The sequence below is a fragment of the Xenorhabdus thuongxuanensis genome (assembly GCF_001908095.1).
GTDB lineage: Bacteria > Pseudomonadota > Gammaproteobacteria > Enterobacterales > Enterobacteriaceae > Xenorhabdus > Xenorhabdus thuongxuanensis.
The window spans coordinates 190,181-211,168 of sequence record NZ_MKGR01000003.1 but is presented as its reverse complement, the minus strand read 5'-3'; the positions used below and the strand labels follow the sequence as shown (position 1 = coordinate 211,168).

General features: G+C 39.9%; 14 protein-coding genes. 6 read left to right on the top strand and 8 right to left on the bottom strand.

All coding sequences use genetic code 11. From position 1 onward, the window contains the following. Positions 1-9: 9 nt before the first annotated feature. Both Xentx_RS03690 and Xentx_RS03685 read left to right on the top strand, forming a co-directional pair. The gene (locus Xentx_RS03690) at positions 10-444 is read left to right on the top strand and encodes a hypothetical protein (RefSeq protein WP_074018922.1); all 435 of its coding nucleotides are present in this window, start codon (positions 10-12) and stop codon (positions 442-444) included. 208 nt (positions 445-652) lie between these two features. Next, entirely contained in the window at positions 653-1,069 is a 417-nt protein-coding gene (locus Xentx_RS03685; protein WP_074018921.1) for a hypothetical protein, read from the top strand. A gap of 254 nt (positions 1,070-1,323) precedes the next feature. On the opposite strand, the gene Xentx_RS03680 is transcribed toward Xentx_RS03685, so the two are convergent. Then, a complete protein-coding gene (locus Xentx_RS03680) occupies positions 1,324-1,962 on the bottom strand; it encodes an FMN-dependent NADH-azoreductase (RefSeq protein WP_074018920.1) in 639 nt (212 codons plus the stop codon). Between the two features lie 284 nt (positions 1,963-2,246). On the opposite strand from Xentx_RS03680, the gene Xentx_RS03675 reads away from it, so the two are divergent. Continuing rightward, entirely contained in the window at positions 2,247-3,683 is a 1,437-nt protein-coding gene (locus tag Xentx_RS03675; protein ID WP_083600866.1) for an MFS transporter, read from the top strand. Between the two features lie 206 nt (positions 3,684-3,889). Here Xentx_RS03675 and Xentx_RS03670 read toward each other — a convergent pair whose 3' ends face one another. Beyond that, positions 3,890-4,237, bottom strand: a complete 348-nt coding sequence (locus tag Xentx_RS03670) for an ArsR/SmtB family transcription factor (RefSeq protein WP_074018919.1) — start codon at positions 4,235-4,237, stop codon at positions 3,890-3,892. A gap of 310 nt (positions 4,238-4,547) precedes the next feature. Between Xentx_RS03670 and hrpA the strand changes: the two genes are divergently transcribed. Beyond that, on the top strand, positions 4,548-8,468 hold the full coding sequence (hrpA, locus tag Xentx_RS03665; protein ID WP_074018918.1) for an ATP-dependent RNA helicase HrpA: 3,921 nt from the start codon (positions 4,548-4,550) through the stop codon (positions 8,466-8,468). Positions 8,469-8,628: 160 nt separating this feature from the next. On the opposite strand, the gene Xentx_RS03660 is transcribed toward hrpA, so the two are convergent. From Xentx_RS03660 to ydgH, 6 genes are all read right to left on the bottom strand, one after another. Continuing rightward, on the bottom strand, positions 8,629-9,627 hold the full coding sequence (locus Xentx_RS03660) for a fimbrial protein (RefSeq protein ID WP_074018917.1): 999 nt from the start codon (positions 9,625-9,627) through the stop codon (positions 8,629-8,631). Between the two features lie 67 nt (positions 9,628-9,694). Next, positions 9,695-12,157 (bottom strand): fimbria/pilus outer membrane usher protein, encoded by a 2,463-nt coding sequence (locus Xentx_RS03655; RefSeq protein WP_244149815.1) that lies wholly within the window; start codon positions 12,155-12,157, stop codon positions 9,695-9,697. A gap of 197 nt (positions 12,158-12,354) precedes the next feature. Further along, positions 12,355-13,041 carry a fimbrial biogenesis chaperone gene (locus Xentx_RS03650; protein WP_074018915.1) on the bottom strand — a complete coding sequence of 229 codons (687 nt, stop codon included), beginning with the start codon at positions 13,039-13,041 and terminating at the stop codon, positions 12,355-12,357. A gap of 81 nt (positions 13,042-13,122) precedes the next feature. Next, the gene (locus Xentx_RS03645) at positions 13,123-13,653 is read right to left on the bottom strand and encodes a fimbrial protein (RefSeq protein WP_074018914.1); all 531 of its coding nucleotides are present in this window, start codon (positions 13,651-13,653) and stop codon (positions 13,123-13,125) included. Between the two features lie 804 nt (positions 13,654-14,457). Next, positions 14,458-15,849, bottom strand: a complete 1,392-nt coding sequence (locus Xentx_RS03640; RefSeq protein WP_074018951.1) for a basic amino acid/polyamine antiporter — start codon at positions 15,847-15,849, stop codon at positions 14,458-14,460. A 549-nt stretch (positions 15,850-16,398) separates the two neighbouring features. Continuing rightward, positions 16,399-17,352: a DUF1471 family protein YdgH gene (gene ydgH / locus Xentx_RS03635; protein ID WP_074018950.1), complete on the bottom strand. Its 954-nt coding sequence runs from the start codon at positions 17,350-17,352 to the stop codon at positions 16,399-16,401. Positions 17,353-17,703: 351 nt separating this feature from the next. On the opposite strand from ydgH, the gene pntA reads away from it, so the two are divergent. Together pntA and pntB are read left to right on the top strand one after the other, a co-directional pair. Continuing rightward, positions 17,704-19,239, top strand: coding sequence for a Re/Si-specific NAD(P)(+) transhydrogenase subunit alpha (gene pntA, locus Xentx_RS03630; protein ID WP_074018913.1), 1,536 nt, complete (start codon positions 17,704-17,706; stop codon positions 19,237-19,239). 10 nt (positions 19,240-19,249) lie between these two features. Continuing rightward, complete coding sequence (pntB, locus tag Xentx_RS03625) at positions 19,250-20,638, top strand: Re/Si-specific NAD(P)(+) transhydrogenase subunit beta (RefSeq protein WP_074018912.1); 1,389 nt, start codon at positions 19,250-19,252, stop codon at positions 20,636-20,638. The last annotated feature ends 350 nt before the right edge of the window (positions 20,639-20,988 follow it).

Genomic DNA, 20,988 nt, shown 5'->3' with positions numbered 1-20,988 from the left:
ATATTAACAATGGCAACAAAAACACTTTCTTTTCCGGATATAAAAAATGGTTGGTATGTTTCGTATTTCTTACAGACGTTAGCAGGGTATGATTATACCGTAACAATACAAGATAGTGTCACTGGAAATATTTACGGCACTTGGAAAAAACAGAACGATGGAGATGATTCTCCCTATAGCAATACTCATTCATTTTGGTACACAGGATCAGACGGAAAGCTTATATGTAATGTTGATTGCCCAGAAAGCAGCCGTCTTGATAATAGCTGGGCTGAAAGTATCATAACGCCAAGTTCAGGGAACCCAACTTTGGGAAGAACCTATTGTGCTGCTTTTGAGGATAACGGCATTAAGCATAATGGCACAGACTACAGAATCGAATACAATAACTTATTTATCTGTCTGGTCGGGTGGTCTCACTACCACGACGACCCCAACGAATAAATATCCATTTTGCAATCAGAGACTACCCTTGGAAAGGTTTGAGCTGCATGGGGAAACTCGCATATATGGTTCTTAGGAGAGTAGTGGCCGTTACCGACCACTACTTATCCGATTCAAATGTCCCCGTTGGGTTCTATAAGGGTTACAGCCAATAATCTTGTCAGACGCATAAAATATACCATGAAACAATATTAAGGAGATATTAGTAATGGCAACGAAAACACTTTATTTTCCGGATATAAAAAATGGTTGGTATGTTTCATATTTTTTTCAGACGATAGCTGGATATAGTTATATAGTGACACTACAAGAGAATGATACTGGACATAATTACGACACTTGGAACAAACCGAATGATGGAGCTGATCCTGCCATCCGATATTCCAATTCATTTCTATACACAGGATCAGATGGGAAGCTTATATGCACTATTGATAGTCCGGAAAGTAATCAACTTGATAATACCTGGGCTGAAGGCATAATAACGCCAAATTCGGGAGAAAAAACCCTGGGAAGGAGTTATTTTGCAGCCTTTGAGGATAATGGTGGAATACTCGAATATTGTAACCTTTATATCTGTTTGGTAGGAGCGCATATTGCTGGCACAGTGGAAACGAAGCAGTAAAATGCGGCATTTGACTTTTTTGAACTGGATCTAAGCAAAAGTTATATACCTATGACATGGTTGCTACCATTGTCAATCATTGAAAAATTTTGGTGTGTATATGGCATTTCAGGATGGTTCGCTAAAAGACAGGGATGTTGGATTTTGCTTATGGATGAGTTTTTATTATTTTTGAGTATGACCATATATTTTAGCGCGCCAAATGGCGCGCTATCTGATCTTAATTACGTGACATTTTATCGAACAATACAATATTAAGCAACGATTTTTTCAGATTGCTTCTGTCCCATTCTCGCTATGACATCATCTATCGCGTTACGAGCATCTTGATGTGTCTGGTTAGCGGACTTTGCACCCATAGCTAAGCCTTCAGCAAATACAAATTCTACATTTGTGATACCGATAAATCCGAGGAAGGTACGTAAGTACGGAGTCACCAAATCTGTTGGGTTATTTTTATGAATACCACCACGACTGGTCAAAATAACAGCTTGTTTGCCTTTCAGTAGTCCTTCTGGGCCTTTTTCAGTGTACTGGAAAGTCACGCCGGCACGGGCAATTAGATCAAAATAGGCTTTTAATTGAGTAGGGATAGCAAAGTTATACATTGGCGCGGTGATGACAATAACATCGTGTGCTTTTAACTCTGTAATCAACTCATCTGACAGGGTCAATACTGTTTTTTGACGTTCTGTCAATTCTGCACTGCTCGGACGCAAGGCATTGACTAATTCTCCATCTAGTACTGGAACTGGATTTTCAGCCAGATCACGTGTGGTAATGTTGCTCTCTGAATGGTCAGTCAACCATTTTTCTACAAAGTAGTCGGCCAGTTTATTGCTTTGGGAATATTGTGCCAGAATGCTGGATTTCAGAACCAGTACTTTACTCATTCTTTACTTCCTCAGTTATTTACAACTCTAGTTATCTAAGATACTAATAACTTAATTGATAATATCGATTGTGCATCATATTTTATATAGGGAATTGTTCAATCAATAGCTCAATATTTTGAGATATTCATTCAAATTCATTGAATCTGAGGAAGTATAAGTTACGCATGCCCGCTCAGTTCTGAGCAGAAAAATTCTTAAAATAAAGCTTGCAACAGGTTTGATAAAACACATATATTTTATTGTACGTATTTACACAAACAATAAAACAATGAAGAGGTTTTATGTCTAGGAATCAAGGTGATCATCAGCATCGGTTGGGACTAAGCCTGGCTTTGCTGGCATTTGCTCAGTTAATAATTTCTTTAGATATCAACATAGTATTTGTTGCTCTACCTGAAATAGGAAAAGGACTTGGTTTTTCTGATCAAACACTTCAGTGGGTCGTTAGTGCTTATACTGTGTTTTGTGGTGGTTTCCTGCTCTTTGGCGGTCGTGCTGCCGATTTGCTTGGTCAACGTCGAATGTTCATTGGTGCTTTGTGGTTGTATGCAATTTCGTCATTGATTGGAGGAATGGCCTGGCGTCCTGAGGTGATTATTGCTGCTCGCGCTGTTCAGGGAATTGGTGGTGCTTTCCTTTTCCCTGCAACACTTTCTCTAATCAACCGACTGTTCCGTGAAGGTCCCGAACGTAACAGAGCGCTGGCGGTATGGGGAGGGGCTGGAGCGAGTGGATTAACAATCGGGTCACTTGCTGGTGGTCTTTTGACAAATTATCTGGGTTGGTCATCGGTGTTTTATGTGAATGTTCTGTTGGCGGGTATAGCAATCATTGCCGCTTTCATTGTTATTTCTGCTGATCCAGTCAGGCATGAGAAACGTAGTTTCGACCTTCCTGGTGCATTGACAGTCACAGTTGCATCTACTCTTCTAGTCTTTTCACTTGTGCAGGGGCCTGAATATGGTTGGGGAACGCCTGTTATCAAGTATGCACTACTCTTGGCTTTGGTAAGTCTCATCATGTTCATTGTGATCGAGTCAAAATCTCGTGATCCATTGATGCCGTTACGTCTTTTCCGTAATAAGAACTTGGTTGTCGGCGTTACTATAACTTTCATTTATATGGGGACGTTTGGTGCGTTACCCTATTTCGAAACTGTCCTGTTCCAGAACGTGATGAATTACAATGCCCTTGAGACTGGCCTTGCGTTTATTGTTCCTTCCATATCCATTTTTATGGGGACTCAGGCAGGGGCACGCCTTGCGAATTCCATAGGGACGAAAAATGCCCTGATTACGGGTTGTATTATTGGTATTGTCGGAACGCTGTTAATGATGCCTGGAGCATCAGTATCCGCTTCTTATAAATCCATTCTGGCTGGTTTGATTATTTCTGGCTTGGGTCAGGGAATTGTCTGGACAGCCATGTGGATTGCTGCTGCAACAGATGTTGACCATAGTGAACAGGGTATTACTTCAGGTATGGCGTCAACAACTCTGAATGTTGGAAATGCTATTGGTCTAGCGATTCTGATTGCCTTGGCTACAGGTATAGCGCAGCGGGATGGACCAGAAGGTGAAACTATTTTATTGGCAGCAAGTATATGGTATGCGTTCCTATATGCTGCAATAGGTATAGCGCTAGCGTTACTTATTACACTTACCTTGCCCAGAAGAAAGATATTGATTACATCCGTTTCTGAAGTAATAGAAAAATAATCATTTCTCCGGCCGTTAATGGCCGGAAAGGAGCACAGATTTACTGGAAAAATATTTGGTTACATAGGGGATAATATTATGGATGATTCTGCATTAGAGATTGATAATGAAATGGATATCAATTAAGGTCGGGAATGAAGAAACCTTAGAAGATTACGTTAATTCCTAGCATATGAGGTAAAACAATCAGCAATCATAGCTTCCTGTCAATTATCTGGATTGTATTGTTTAATCGTATCCCCAGTAAGCTCGTCTTCTTCTATAGCCATAAGAAATGAGGCAAGTAGCCCTGGAAAGCGGGCATCCAAATCTTCCTTGCGAAGAGATAACAAATTCTCCCTACCTGAAGGTTTTTGCCAGATAACACCACTGTCACGAAGGACTCGCCAGTGGTGAGTTAAGGTTGATTTAGATACACCTTTAAGGATAGAGCCACAGGTATGTTCCCCTCCGTCGGCCAACACATGAACAACAGTCATTCGCATTGGATTACCTAACGCAGAAAGTACATTTTCAAGCCGTATCTGATTACGTTCTGGGTGATACTTTATCATTTTCGCCCCTTTTCTTGATTAGTTCTAAGATACACAAATTATCAGACAAATGGTTTGCGAAGTATACACTTTCAGAGTGTAAATTTTGTGATAGTAATCTTAAGAAAATAGGCTGAAAAACTCTCTATCAAGTATTGGAATCGAATATGACCAAGAAGATGATAAATTGCCGAGGAGGGGGATATATATGGAGTACATGGGATTACACAAGATATGTTACACTTCTAATATCGTTATGTCATAAAAAATAATCCTCTTGGCCTGCAAAGACAGCGCTACTCAGTTAAAAAACGTCACAAGGATTTATCACGTGAAATCACCTTTGACAGCACCATTTGCTGAATTATTCGCTGAACTTGATCACACACCGCTGCGTGATCAGTTCCGTTTAAAAAAACGTCTGCATGGAGCAGCAAAAATTAAGAATCAAGTCTCCTTGCAGGCTGTAGGACAATCCATCGCGGCAGATATAGAAACTGCAAAACAGAAAGTCATGAATCTCCAGGCTGCATGTCCTTCGATTCAATATCCTGAAAACCTGCCGGTTAGCCAGAAGAAAGATGATATCTATAAAGCCATTCGGGATAATCAGGTTGTTATCATTGCCGGAGAAACCGGTTCAGGTAAAACAACTCAGATCCCCAAAATCTGCCTTGAATTGGGAAGGGGAATTAAAGGGCTGATCGGTCATACCCAACCCCGTCGTTTGGCAGCGCGTTCGGTTGCTAACCGCATTGCGGATGAACTGGAAACGCCGCTTGGCTCGACGGTCGGTTATAAAGTTCGTTTTAATGATCAGGTCAGTGAAAATACGCTGGTTAAATTGATGACTGACGGTATTCTATTGGCAGAATTGCAGCAAGATCGTTTGTTATTGCAATATGATACGTTAATTATCGATGAAGCTCATGAACGCAGCTTGAATATCGATTTTATCCTCGGTTATCTGCGTCAATTACTGCCAAAACGCCCAGATTTGAAAGTTATCATTACCTCTGCAACCATCGATCCTGAACGTTTTTCCCGCCATTTTAACAATGCACCGATTATTGAAGTATCTGGACGTACTTATCCGGTAGAAGTGCGTTATCGTCCTGTGGCTAGTGGTGATAATGACAGTGATCGAGACCAGCTTGAAACCATTATTGACGCTGTGGATGAATTAGGGCGTGAAAGCTCAGGTGACATACTGGTATTCATGAGCGGTGAACGAGAAATTCGTGATACGGCGGATGCTCTCAATAAACAAAATTTCCCACATACCGAAATTTTGCCACTTTTTGCACGGTTGTCTAACAGCGAACAGAATAGAATCTTTCAGCCTCATGTTGGCCGCCGCATTATTTTAGCAACCAACGTGGCAGAAACATCACTGACGGTACCTGGTATTAAATACGTGATCGATACAGGTTTTGCACGTATTAGCCGATACAGTTATCGCACTAAGGTGCAGCGCCTGCCGATAGAACCGATATCGCAAGCATCTGCTAATCAGCGAAAAGGGCGTTGTGGCCGTGTTTCGGACGGGATTTGTATTCGTCTTTATTCGGAAGAGGATTTTTTGTCACGTCCAGAATTCACTGATCCTGAAATTTTGCGCACTAATCTGGCTTCCGTTATTTTGCAAATGACCTCCATTGGTTTGGGAGATGTCAGTGCGTTCCCATTTGTTGAAGCCCCGGATAAACGTAATATCCAGGATGGGGTTCGCTTGTTGGAAGAGTTGGGGGCTATTGATCCGGAGTCATTGTCAGAAGGCGCTTATCGGCTAACCCCAATAGGACGACAATTGGCTCAGTTGCCTATTGATCCCCGCTTGGCGCGTATGGTACTGGAAGCTAAGGTACATGGTTGTGTTCGCGAAGTGATGGTAATTGCTTCCGCATTGTCAATTCAAGATCCACGGGAAAGACCGTTGGAAAAGCAGCAAGCTTCTGATGAAAAACATCGTCGTTTTGCGGACAAAGATTCAGATTTCATCGCCTTCCTGAAGCTATGGGATTTTCTGGTGGAACAGCAGAAAGCGCTTTCCAGTTCCCAATTTCGCAAACTTTGTCGGCAAGATTATCTGAATTATCTTCGTGTTAGGGAATGGCAGGATATTTATACTCAGCTACGGCAAGTTGTGAAAGAAATTGGCCTGCCGATTAACAGTCAGGAAGCAGATTATCGCAGTATCCATATTGCCTTGTTGGTAGGGTTGTTATCTCACATTGGGCAGAAGGACACGGATAAACAGGAATATACTGGTGCGCGCAATGCCCGTTTTTCTGTTTTTCCTGGCTCTGGACTATTTAAAAAACCGCCAAAATGGGTGATGGTGGCTGAATTGGTGGAAACCAGCCGCTTGTGGGGACGTATTGCCGCACGCATCGAGCCAGAATGGGTAGAGCCATTGGCGGCCCATTTAATCAAAAATCACTATAGTGAACCGCACTGGCAGAAATCCCAGGGGGCGGTAATGGCAATGGAAAAAGTCACCTTATATGGTTTGCCAATTGTGACGGGCCGTCTGGTAAATTACAGCCGAATCGATCCCATGTTGTGCCGCGAGTTATTCATCCGCCATGCATTGGTAGAAGGTGATTGGCAAACCCGTCATTCATTTTTCCGCGCTAATTTGAAATTGCGTGAAGAAGTAGAAGAACTGGAACATAAATCTCGCCGACGGGATATTCTGGTGGATGATGAAACCTTGTTCAGTTTCTACGATCAGCGCATTGGTAAAGATGTTGTTTCTTCGCGCCATTTTGATCGCTGGTGGAAAGTCGCCAGTAAAGATCAGCCCGAATTGCTCAACTTTGAAAAGAGTATGCTAATCAAGGGTGATGCAAATAAAGTCAATGCGTTGGATTATCCAAATTACTGGTTTCAAGGTAACTTGAAATTCCGTTTGAGTTATCAATTTGAACCAGGAACCGATGCTGATGGTGTAACAGTTCATATTCCTTTACCGGTTTTGAACCAAGTCAAAGATGAAGGATTTGATTGGCAAATTCCGGGAATTCGTCATGAATTGGTTGTTGCGTTGATTAAATCATTGCCAAAACCAATACGTCGTAATTTTGTTCCGGCGCCTAACTATGCGCAGGCATTTCTGGAGCGTGTGACACAACCTCAGGCTCCTTTACTGGATAGCCTTGAGAAAGAATTACGCCGCATGACTGGAGTGACAGTGTTACGTAATGACTGGCAGTTGGAACAAGTGCCTGATCATTTAAAGATCACATTCCGCATTATTGGAGAAAAGAAAACGGGGGAAAAAAATAAATCGTTAGCAGAAAGCAAAGATCTGTCAACATTGAAACTGAAGTTGAAAGAAAAAGTTCAGGAAACGCTTTCGGCGGTTGCAGATGATGGTATAGAACAAAATGGGTTGCATATCTGGAGCTTTGGTACATTGCCGGAATGTTATGAGCAGAAACGCGGGGGCTATTCTGTTAAGGCATTTCCGGCATTGGTGGATGAAAAAGACAGTATCGGCATAAAATTGTTCGAAACCGAATCAGAACAGCAAAATGCAATGTGGGAAGGAACACGTCGCCTGTTGTTGTTGAATATTCCATCGCCGATTAAATACTTGCATGAAAAATTACCGAACAAATCTAAATTAGGGCTGTATTTTAATCCCTATGGAAAAGTATTGGATTTGATTGATGATTGTATTTCCTGTGGCGTTGATAAACTGATCGCAGAAAATGGCGGGACAGTCTGGAATGAACAAGCATTTTCTAGTTTGCATGATAAAGTTCGTGCCGATTTGAATGACGCAGTGGTGGATATTGCCAAACAAGTGGAGCAGATCCTGACAGCAGTCTTTAATATCAACAAGCGCCTGAAAGGGCGGGTGGATATTTCTCTCGCACTGGCGCTATCCGATATTAAAGAACAAATTTCCGGCCTGGTCTTCAATGGATTTGTGACTTCCCACGGTTGGAAACGTCTGGTTGATGTTTTGCGCTATTTGAATGGCATAGAACGTCGATTGGAAAAATTGACGGTAGATCCTAACAAGGATAGGGCGCATATGAGCAGGGTTGAATATATCCAACGTCAATGGCAACAATGGTTGGCAAAACTGTCTGTCCAGCAAAAATCGTTGTCGGAAGCAAAAGAAGTTCGTTGGATGATTGAAGAGCTTCGGATCAGCCTGTTTGCCCAACAATTGGGTACTGCGTATCCAATATCAGATAAACGTATTTTACAAGCGATGGAAAATATAGCATCGTGATATGTAGGGGCAGTTATGGTTTATTCTGCCCCTCAATCTCGTTATTTTACTTATAAAAACCTTATAACTCTTTTTATAGTTACAACATACTTGCAAAATCAAAAAAATAACCCCCACTAACAACAAACAATAATACTGCTAAGCAGGGAATAACCTTTACTTATTGATATACAAAAGTAATTGTTACTGTAGCATCTGCTTTACCCGGTTTAACTTCTGCTTCCGTTTGGGTATAACGGGCAACTAATGGGATGGTTATATTTCCACCAGACTGAGTGGAGCCAAATACGACTGGAGTACGCATCGTTACGGGGCGGTTTTGATATAGTATCTGTAAACCAACCCCTTTTGCCGTGACGTTGTCACTATAATCCAATGCCCAGATATCTTGGGTATTCCAGTTTGTAGGCCTTCCATCCAGCGTCAGTCCAACATTCACATTAGCATCGCAATTTATATTGATATCAAAATGTTGCATTCCCGCTGTACTGTAAATGTTGCGGAAATCGCTTTTTTTAATATCTCCCATATTGACTGCGATCATCTTTTGATTGAGAGAACAACCTTTGGTCATGATATGGGTATTCGACAAATAGAAAGTATGAACAGGGATATTGTGACCTAATGTAGCACGAGTTAGTTTCGCCGACTTAACAGCCCCTGAACCGGTTGTTGGTGCAATCTTGATCAACTGTACCGTTAAGTAACCCCATGATTTACCGCAATATTGTTTTTTCCATTGAAATTGCGGCGGTGAAGGGCAAGTGAATGGATAGGTCGCTGTTCTGGGCAGCCAATCAATACCATAACGTGGCTCCCAGGTGTTAATACGGATACCGACTCCCGGAACACCGGATTCATAAATGGCATCCTGATTATAGCTTGCAGGTGTAAGATCAGGCTGTTCCCATATTGTAGGCAAGAAAGTATCGCAGAGGGCGATATTACCTTTTTCATCCACCTGATCCAGACGTATTTCTTTGATAGTTGTCCCGATAGGATGGTTCCTGGGAATTGTAATATTACCAAAAGAAACTGGAGTCATACCAGGCACAAAACCCGCATAATATTGGCAATAGTCGTTCGCTAAGCTAGAAAAATTACTCATCGTGCCGATGAGAAATATACTTGCTAATAACAATTTTAATTTGTTGGTCATAAAATAACACCCACTGTTTTTTAGTTATATATCAAATAAATATATCGACATTGCTATTTGCAAGAGATTATTCGCAAGAAGCTTCAACCATATACAAACCTGAAGCAGGTTCTTCATCAGGTAATCGATAATTGACACGACATTCTTGTATTGTTTTGTGTCCCCATTTAACCCATATGCGGCCTGATTTAGGAATGCCACTGAGATAAGCTTGTCCATCATTACTGACAATCGTGCTGTTGGTATCATTGATGTCATGTTGTTTTTCTAGTGTCGCAGTTGCACCAAATGGGATCTCTTTACTTTTATGGGAAAGAATCAGCAAAACGCGATAACCAATACGAGTCTGGAAATTGGCCAGTGTCAGTGAACCTTGAGTTGGAATAATAGCTTGCGTATTGATATCAATATCAACGTTATTACCCATTGAATAAGTATCCAGCGCAATACGGTTTCTTCGATAGCTGCTGACATAAGGTACAATGGCATAGCCTTGCCAGTCAGTTTTGATACCGGTGTGATTTTGCACTTTGATGTTTGAAGCGCCATTGGCGCGTACTAATACCGATGTCTCTCCCAATGGTTGGGAAAGGGTTATGCCATAAGGATGGGCAACAATCCCGCCATTTAAACCATAAGTGAGTTGCCTGGAGTATTTGTCGTAATTGTAACCAGCATTGACTTGTCCATATGCTCCTTTATATTCTGCGCTGATATTTCCACCAATACTTTGACTACGGCCAGTATAATTTTGCTGAATGCTATAAATCAGGTTGTTATCTTCAAGAGCTGTACCATTTAAACTGATTTGATGAGATGTATCGCTGCTTTTGTTGCTGGTCATGTTATAGCTTACCCAGCTATTTTTCAGCCAACGATCAAAAGGAACTTGCACGCTGAATGAGACAATTTGCTCACTACGATTTGAACCGGGGAAAGCGCTGTGAGAATAATTTAAGCTATAATTAATTGAATTGTAACTTGTGTTATAACCAGCACTGATATTCCTTTCGTAGCCTTTCTGATGCCAATAGTCTTGTTGAAAAGCAGATAAATAAATGGTTCCCCAATCCCCAAGGGATTGATTAATATGTAACTGCAATTTACTGCGTTTATTAGTGCTATTGTAGTTCCTTTCATCGATTGTAGTATTTAACTCACTCGCTTCTTTAAAATCGTAAAAATTTTGTGTCGAGTAACGATAACCTGAGAAAGTGAGGTTAGTACCTGTCTGAGATAGATCTTTGGCATATTGGAAACGATAAGATTGACCATAATGATTAGCATTCGATATTAAATTGGTTTTGGCGAAGGTCACATCAAAGGAAAGGGAACCCCAATTGGAAAGACTATAGCCTGTACCCAAGGCAATGGATTGATAATCTTTTGCAATCGTGGTTCCACCATAGGCAGTGACACGATTGGAAATACCATAAATCACCGTACCTTGCATGAAATAGGGTTCTTTTCCACGGTGAGAATTAGATTGGTATTTTCCCAAGGTCAGGGAATGTCGCAGGCTATTTTCACGTAACATAATCGGTACAGTGGAAAAAGTTTGCACAGAACGATGTTCTTTCCCATCAGCTTCTTTGACAATGACCTCTATATCTCCTGTTGATGTTGTCGGATAGAGATCATTGATAACAAAAGGCCCGGGAGAAACGTAAGATTCGTAGATAATGTAACCATTTTGTTTGATGGTGACTTGGGCATTGCTTTGGGCAATTCCTCTAATTATCGGTGCAAATCCTTTTAAGCTATCGGGCAACATATTGTCATCAGAAGACAATTGCATACCGCGAAACTGAAAGCTATCAAAAATAAGTGAGGGGGTATAACTGTCTCCAAATATTAATTGGCTTTTCAGTGCATGGATATCTCGCTGAAGGTATGTGTTGATATTCTGCCATTTTCTATCTTGACTACTGTAAGTAGAATAGTTGCGCAAACGCCAGGCTTCCCAATTAATACCTGTTCTGAGGTTAAGAAAATGGTTTTCTGTTGAACCAGGTTGATCATCCTGCCAAGTCATGGAGCCACTATAGCTATAGTTAACCAACAGGGAAGTTAATCCCTGATCCCACAAATGAGGAGGTACATAATCTCTCGCCAGCCTATTCAAGGCGGCTTGGGGAATACTGATATCCAGCCGCTGATGTTTAAAATCAAAAGACGTCGATGCGGACGGAATATATTGATCAAGATCAGTAAGTTCCGTTTCTTGTGGCAAAGTAATCAGTGTGGGGAATAATTCAATATTTACTCCGATTTCCCTGAGTTGTTGTATCTTAATTTTGGGAGATAGCTTGTTATTGACGATAATAAAATCAACATTCCCAGTATCTACTTTTTCCCGATTAAGATAGATATCTACCCAATAACGCCCGGGAGGTTGCTGATCATCTTGAGTAAAAATAGATAGATCAATATCTTCAAAATCTGAATGGATTTCCAACGCATTGATGTTGAAATACTCTTCAGCGTGAGCCTTATTATTGTTATACATCACAAGAGATGTAGTTAACAATGCACAGAGAGGCACCCTAAAATATAGACAATGCAAGCTTAGCTTGATAAATAATGCCAAATTATCAAGACTATTTTTTTGAAGAGAATGACGATAGTTATCCATAATAAATTTCTATTTTGATATACCCACTATTCTCCAGATTGTCTCTTGAAGTTTATTGGGTATATAGTTTTTCATTACAATTAGCTTTTGAATTACAACTTACGTCTTTCTTCTGGTGACACGCCACCAAAATCATTAATTATTTTCCAAGTCACTTGGCTGATGCTTTTTATAGGAATATTCCAAGTTCTTTGTTGAAAAGGAGGGATCATCCCCGCAGATTTAATCTCGTAATTTTCTACATTATTGCCAGTGATTAACTCAGAAAAAGAGATATAGTAAGGCGTTGGATTTTCCGCAATGAATTTGTCCCCATCGACTCTGAACTTCAGAGCTTTATAAGCAATACCGGCATTATCGGCTAAGTTGGCAGGGCGATAGAATAACTTAAACCGAGATTTTACCGTGATTTGTAATTGATTTTGTTCTGATTTTGTTGTAGCGGGAATAGACTTGATATTGAGCCAGAACAAAGATTCTTTATCATCAGGTAATTCATTGCCAATTTTAACAATTCGTAAAACATTCTCATTCTCGGCTGTTAATTTGAACAGTGGGGGAGTGATAATAAAAGGCGTTTTCATTTCATCATTCTCACCTTGAACCCACGATTGAATAAGGTAAGAAATGTCGGTTTCTGGATTGTTAATGGAAATAGAGGCTTCTTTCTGGTCACTAATATAAACAACACGTGTGCCGCCAATGACGACTCCAGCAAAAGAGATATTCGTATTGAAAACGCTGATAAGAATAAAAATTAAAATGCGAAAATATTTCAAAGTGGTCGCTCCAAACAATATTTAGACCAGAGAGATATTGTTTTGGCTTCCCTGCCATAACTTCCTTTAGTTATAGGTAAATTAGTTATAGACAATAGTGAAGTTAGCTACTGCATCACCTGTACCTGGAGTCACAGTTTTAGCCGTTGCAATGTATTTGGCAACGAATTTCAATTCTTCTGTTTTTCCATGTGAAAAATATTGAGGACGTGAATTTTCTGCCAGATTGATCATGGTATTACTATCATCTTCATAAAGTGCAATTGCAACACCCTGAGCAGGATTTTCTCCTCCATTACGACTTAACGCTAAAAATCGGCTACTGGCTCTGTCCGTCTGCCCATCAAATTTGACCTGTGCGTGTTGATAATCTTGTGGGCAATCGGTCAATTTAATACTAAAACGGGTAGAGGCAGAAGTACTATAAGGTCCATTAAATGAATTTGAGCTGATAGTTCCCATATTTACGGTTTGGTTAGCAGAATTTGAATCTATTTTACACGCGGTAGCAGTAATCTTTCCCGTAAATTTAATTTGCCCATCAGCAGCATGGGCGGTGGACATAAATACAAATGAAGCAAATACAGATGAAATAATTAACTTAGTTTTCATTTCTTAATGCATCCTACTTCTGACGAGCTTATTCGACAGAGAAACAGATTATTGAGTTAATGTTAATACCGTACATAAATACGGCAACAAGTTGGTTAGGTTTACTTCTGATAAACAACGAAACAACATTTCATATTTCCTCATCAATAGATAAGGTAAAAAATATAGTAGCGATTAATTAACAAAAATCAAAATAATAACTTGACTAATCTCATACTTTGAAGTTTTAAGCTGTTAGGAAAAAATTAATAGAATTGTTATGCATAACATAGATTTTTTTCTGAACTTCAAAGAGCTTTTATTCTGTTCTATAAGATTAATTATTAATTGATGACATTCTGTAAAAATAAAAATGATGCAAGACACATAATGCGTTTGAATTTTGTTTTTTACAAAAAGTTTAAATAATTATTATATGTTTATTATTTATTTGTAACTCAGTTTTTTCATTTTAATTTTTATATCTATTTTTTGTAATTATGTAAGAGGTTGTATCTATTTTTAAGGTAAATGAAAATGAATTACATTTGCTTAAAGTTAATTTTTTTTTGATAAAATCTTTATGATAAATATCTTATTACAGCTTACATCCTATTTATTTGAAGAATGCACTGGAATTAAATCAGAATTAATTCTTATGTTTTGGCTTTAAAATGATCTATTCTTCGTGATTTAATTACAACATACTACTAAAATATAAAGAAAAAATTAACTTCCCCACCACAAAATCTATCTCAAAAAAAACCAAAAAAATAAGAGGAGAATTTAGTTTCTCCCCTTAAATTGCTTAGTTGTAAATTATTATTAATGCATTAATTTCCATGTAGATGGAAGCACCATTAAGAACAAAATCACAATGGTTGATTTTTCTATAACGCTTAACGGTACTTTCTTCTGATATTGTCTGCGTGAATACAGAAAAACCAACAATCCAGGGGCATATAGCACTATCGAAAGCAAAAGATTCATTAGTCCTGAAGCATAGAGTAACCATAACCCATAGGTGCAAGCACCTAAGGCAATAAAGAACAAAGCACGGCTACTGCGTTGAAAGGCAACCTTCATTAAAAATGCACCTACAAGAAAGTAGGGGACAAGGATCATCTCAGAAGCAATGGAGAGTAATGTATTGTAGTTACTACCACTTAACCAAATTAAAACCAAAGAAAGTTGTATAGCACCATTCGTGATCCAAAGTGATGATTCAGGCGCTTTCTTACTGTTTTGTTTTTTGAAAACCTTCGGAAATGAGCCGTGTAAAGAAGCGATAAATGGTACTTCTGCTGCCATAATTGTCCAACTCAGATAAGCTCCACAAACAGAGATGATCAAGCCAGCAATAATCACAATTTCACCTGAAGAACCTATTAATCCGACCATCAAAGTTGCCATAGAAGGATTACGCATAGCCGCTAATTCAGGTCTAGTGATCAATCCTAATGAAAGCAGGGTAACCAGCACATATACTCCTAATGCTGAAATAACAGCCAGCACAGTTGCGATACCAATATCCTTGCGTTTTCTAGCTCTGGCTGAAACAACAACTGCACCTTCAACACCGATAAAAACCCACAGTGTAATTAGCATCGTGTCTTTAACTTGCTGCCAAACAGGAACTCCCATTTCAATACCACGGAAATCAAATGAAAACACATCCATTTTGAAAGCGATGGCAGCTAAGATAATAAATAGGGTCAATGGTAATAATTTTGCCATTGTAGCCAGCAGGTTAACTCCCGCAGCCGTTTGTACACCTCGCAATACCAACCAATGAACAAACCAAAGTAAAATAGATTCACCTATTAACGATTGCCAAGTATTACCATCACCAAAAATTATTGAATGTTCAGTATCAGTGAAAAAACTTAACGCAGCAAAAACGATAACTAAGTAAGAAACATTGGCAATAATGGCACAAAACCAATATCCCCATGCAGAGCAGAATCCAACTAACTCCCCAAAACCCTCTCTTGCGTAAGTAAAAATACCGCTATCCAAATCAGGGCGAAGTCGTGAAAGTAACAGTAAGGAAGTGGCTAAAAAGAGAATACCTATGCCTGTTATTCCCCAACCAATCATTAATGCAGCAGGACTTCCTGCTTGCGCCATGTTTTGCGGCAAACTGAATACGCCGGCACCGACCATAGAACTGAGTACCAGTGCTGTCAGAGATGTAAGGCCTAATTTCTTTTCCAAAGATACGTTCCTAAAAATAATATAATCAACACGATTAGCCAGAACACTTGTCCCGAATATCAAACACATATTGGACATTTATTGCATCCATGCGAAGAATTGCAGAACAGATTCAGTAGATAAATCTAAAAACAGGGCGATTCTACGGAGTGAAAGGATTGTATGCAATGGTTGACTATGCAAAAAAATATAAATTTTATGCATAAAATTATGTAAAGAAGTAAGAAAACGCATTATAAATAATTTTTCTAATGCGTGTTATTATCTTAATAAACATAGCAATGATCACAAGATAATCATTCTGTATAATACCGGCTATTAATTTTACATTATAGAAATAAATAAAAAACAATTATGTAAATTTCGTCAATAAAAGGGAAGGATAAACAGGATGATTTACAATTCATCCCTCATCGTAACGTTATTTAATTGTTAATTTTTGGAAGGTTATTGATGCAAATAAATAATAAAATACCAAAGAGATCCAATCAAAAAGGCACAAACAACATTTGTGCCTTTTTCAAGAATTGCTGAACTACAATACTATGATTATTTGAATAAATCTGCACTGATGGTAACGTTACCACCATTAGATTGCCATTCTCGAGTAATATGGTAATACTTTGCACCTTTCTCTGCCGCACGCTTAGCAACCTGATAAGAAACTTCAGGTGCGGTAGTATAATAGCCATAAAAGGTAATGGAATCGAACGGAACCATCTGAGCCGCGGATGCTTTATTCAGCTCTTGAATTTTTGTGCCATCAGGTAAAGTTACAGTGTAACGACTACCTTTTGATGACTGGGTTTCAAAAAATCGCCCAACGACATTACTTGTCGAAGTTGAAGAAGCAATACCTGGAATTTCGACTTTCCTTGATTCTTCTCCGCCTTGTGCCAGAGCCTGGCGTCCTGCTTCAGAATCTGCTGGGATCACAGCTTCACCAGACTGAATCTTACGTTTTGGCGCATCTTCTTTATAAACATATGCTGTAACTATTTGGTTTCCTCCATTATTCGGTGCAATATCACGGACAATAAAGAAAGATGCCGCATCTTTCTTTTTAGCTGCTTTAGCGATAGCTTCTTTCATATCAGGGTCAGTCGGAAAATAACCATTAACAGTTACAGTATCGAAAGGCTCTAAGGTAATGGCTTCAGTTTTAGGTAACTCTTTGATGCCACGATAAATGCGATAGTTAGGTGTTTTATCTGCTTTTTCTGCATTTTTGTGGTACAAATCGGCGATAACACGCAAATTACCACTTCCATTGAGATCATCGAGGCTTTGAATGTAAAAACTGTCAGCGCCTTTTTTATCTGCCTGACGGGAAACAGCATCCGCAGCTTCATAAATTGCATTAAAACGACCAGTAACTGAAATCCGCTCAAAAGGTTTAAACTCCGCCGCTTGTTCTGGAGTCAATTCTTTAGCTGCATGTGCAGCGGTCATCGTGGTTAGTGAGAACACCGCGGTAGCGATGATCGTTGTCTTCAGCTTCATAAAAAATCCTTTCGCCTTGCGCATTAAAATATTTATAACGTGCTGAACATTGTTATGCATCACATAGGTTGCAATTATTACATGTAATAATGCTAATTGCCGCAAGAAATTATGCCTTCTAAAAAAACAGTTACTCGCTTTTAGTATATGACACTAAGAATTTTACTAAATATAGTAAGTTATACGAGCCAAATAATTATTTACATTAAAAGGTCATTTTGTTTTTCTGATTTTATGATAATTCGTTGACATTATTTTCATTGAGTTACTATTTGGTATTCTATTTAATCGTTAAATTAGCTTCAACAAGGTAATAATCAACAATATTTCATTCTTAAAGAAGGAAACATTATGCGTATTGGTGTACCAAAAGAGCGACTTTCCAATGAGGCGCGCATTGCTGCCACACCATCAACCGTGGAGCAATTGAAGAAATTAGGGTTCGACGTCACAGTTGAGACAGGAGCGGGGCAACTTGCTAGTTTTAATGATGCTGCGTATCAAAAAGCAGGGGCTGATATAGAAGAAATCCATCAGGTTTGGCGATCAGATATCATTTTAAAAGTAAACGCTCCTGAAGATGATGAAATTGCCCTAATCAAAGAAGGCGCTACTCTAATTAGTTTTATTTGGCCAGCGCTAAATCCGTCATTAATGGCAAAACTGGCAAAACGCAAGGTAACTGTTCTTGCTATGGATGCAGTTCCACGAATTTCCCGCGCACAATCTTTAGATGCCCTCAGTTCAATGGCAAATATTGCTGGTTATCGTGCCATTGTCGAATCCGCCCATGAATTTGGTCGTTTTTTCACAGGACAAATTACAGCGGCAGGTAAAATACCACCAGCTAAAGTTATGATTATTGGAGCAGGTGTTGCCGGATTAGCTGCAATTGGTGCTGCTGGTAGCCTGGGTGCGATTGTCCGTGCTTTTGATACACGCCCGGAAGTCAAGGAACAAGTACAAAGCATGGGTGCTGAATTCTTGGAATTAAATTTCAAAGAAGAAGCAGGCAGTGGTGACGGTTATGCAAAAGTAATGTCAGAAGCTTTTATCAAAGCAGAAATGGAATTGTTTGCTGCACAAGCAAAAGAAGTCGACATTATCGTTACAACAGCATTGATTCCGGGGAAACCGGCACCACGGCTTATCACGAAAGAAATGGTTGATTCCATGAAACCTGGTAGCGTAATTGTCGATCTGGCTGCCCAAAATGGCGGTAACTGTGAATATACGCAAGCCAATAAGCTTGTCGTTACAGCAAATGGGGTGAAAATTATCGGCTATACTGATTTGCCCAGTCGATTGCCTACCCAATCATCACAACTCTATGGTTCAAATCTGGTCAATTTGCTGAAACTACTGTGCAAAAAAAACAATGGAGAAATCATCATTGATTTTGATGATGTCGTTATACGTGGCGTCACTGTCATTAAACAAGGTGAAATTACATGGCCAGCTCCGCCCATCCAAGTTTCGGTTCAACCAACAACTGCCAAACCAACGTCAATAAAAAAAGAGGAGAAATTAGCAGAAAAACCGAAACCTACGTGGCTGAAGTATGGAGCTCTCGCGCTAGTGATAATTCTGTATGGCTGGTTAGCACATGTTGCCCCGAAAGAGTTTTTATCTCATTTTACTGTTTTTGCCTTATCCTGTGTGGTGGGTTATTACGTTGTTTGGAATGTCAGCCATTCGTTGCACACACCATTAATGTCCGTCACCAACGCTATTTCAGGGATCATTGTAGTTGGTGCTGTACTGCAAATTGGTGAAGGGGGATGGGTGGGTTTCTTCTCATTCATTGCCGTATTAATTGCCAGCATCAATATTTTTGGTGGCTTTACTGTCACTCAACGTATGCTGAAAATGTTTCGTAAAGGATAAGGGGTAACTTATGTCGAACGGAGTAGTTACAGCAGCTTATATTGTTGCCGCCATTTTGTTCATTTTCAGCCTTGCCGGACTTTCCCGCCACGAAAGCTCCAGACGCGGTAACATTTTTGGTATCGTTGGTATGGCAATTGCGTTGATTGCCACGATTTTAGGGCCTGATACTGGCAAAATTGGCTGGATTATTTTAGCGATGGTTATCGGTGCGGTTATTGGTATTCGTCTCGCCAAAAAAGTGGAGATGACCGAAATGCCAGAATTAGTAGCTATCCTACACAGTTTTGTCGGATTGGCGGCAGTTCTGGTTGGGTTCAATAGTTTTATCACCCATGATATTTTTGCCAGCTCTATTATGGTAAATATTCACCTGACAGAAGTTTTCCTTGGGGTATTTATTGGTGCCGTAACATTTACTGGTTCAATTGTGGCATTTGGTAAATTACGTGGGAAAATATCGTCCAAACCATTGATGTTGCCACATCGGCACAAACTTAATCTGGCAGCATTGGTTGTCTCCTTGATCTTAATGTTCACCTTTATCAAAACAGAAAGTGTTGGCTTGCAAGTCTTCACTTTACTGGTGATGACAGTTATCGCTCTCGCTTTTGGCTGGCATTTAGTGGCCTCGATTGGCGGTGCAGATATGCCAGTCGTTATTTCCATGCTGAACTCATATTCAGGCTGGGCGGCGGCGGCGGCAGGTTTCATGCTAAGTAATGATTTACTGATAGTCACAGGTGCCTTAGTGGGTTCTTCGGGGGCAATCCTTTCTTATATTATGTGTAAAGCGATGAATCGTTCCTTTATCAGTGTCATTGCTGGCGGTTTCGGTACAGATGGCAGTTCTTCCGGTGGTGATCAAGATTTGGGAGAGTACCGCGAAACAACCGAGGAAGATGTCGCTGACCTGTTGAAAAATTCTACTTCCGTTATCATTACCCCAGGCTATGGTATGGCAGTTGCTCAAGCGCAGTATCCTGTACATGACATTACAGCCAAATTACGAGAGAAGGGCATAAATGTTCGCTTTGGCATTCACCCCGTTGCGGGACGGTTGCCAGGTCATATGAACGTATTACTTGCTGAAGCCAAAGTTCCTTATGATATTGTCTTGGAAATGGATGAAATTAATGACGATTTTTCTGGAACGGATACGGTTTTAGTTATAGGAGCCAATGACACTGTAAACCCAGCCGCTCAGGAAGATCCTTCAAGCCCTATTGCTGGCATGCCAGTTTTGGAGGTTTGGAAAGCACAAAATGTCATCGTATTTAAACGTTCGATGAATACGGGATATGCCGGAGTGCAAAATCCATTATTCTTTAAAGACAATACACAAATGTTGTTTGGTGATGCGAAAGAAAGTGTAGAAGCCATCCTTCGGGCTTTATAACTGAAAGGGGATCAAGCAACTTCAAGATCCAAAGAGCTTCGCGTTATAACGCGAAGCTCTTTTCTTTTTTATATCACTCCAATTGGCTGTATGGTTGGTAAATTTCTTCCTATGCCAGAAACGGCCTGGATGCTGTCTTCCCTGAGATTTTGTTGGCTTTAGTTATCCCGTCAAAGAGCATAAACACACTTACGATAGTAACAGCGTTGTTGCGTTATGTAGGATAAGCTAACAAGTATTATTGGACATTATATACCAATCGCCATTGAAGATGCTTGATTTATCCCCCAAACCAGATCATGCTTACGACCATGAAAATTCATCTGACACCAGAACAAAAACGTGCCCTC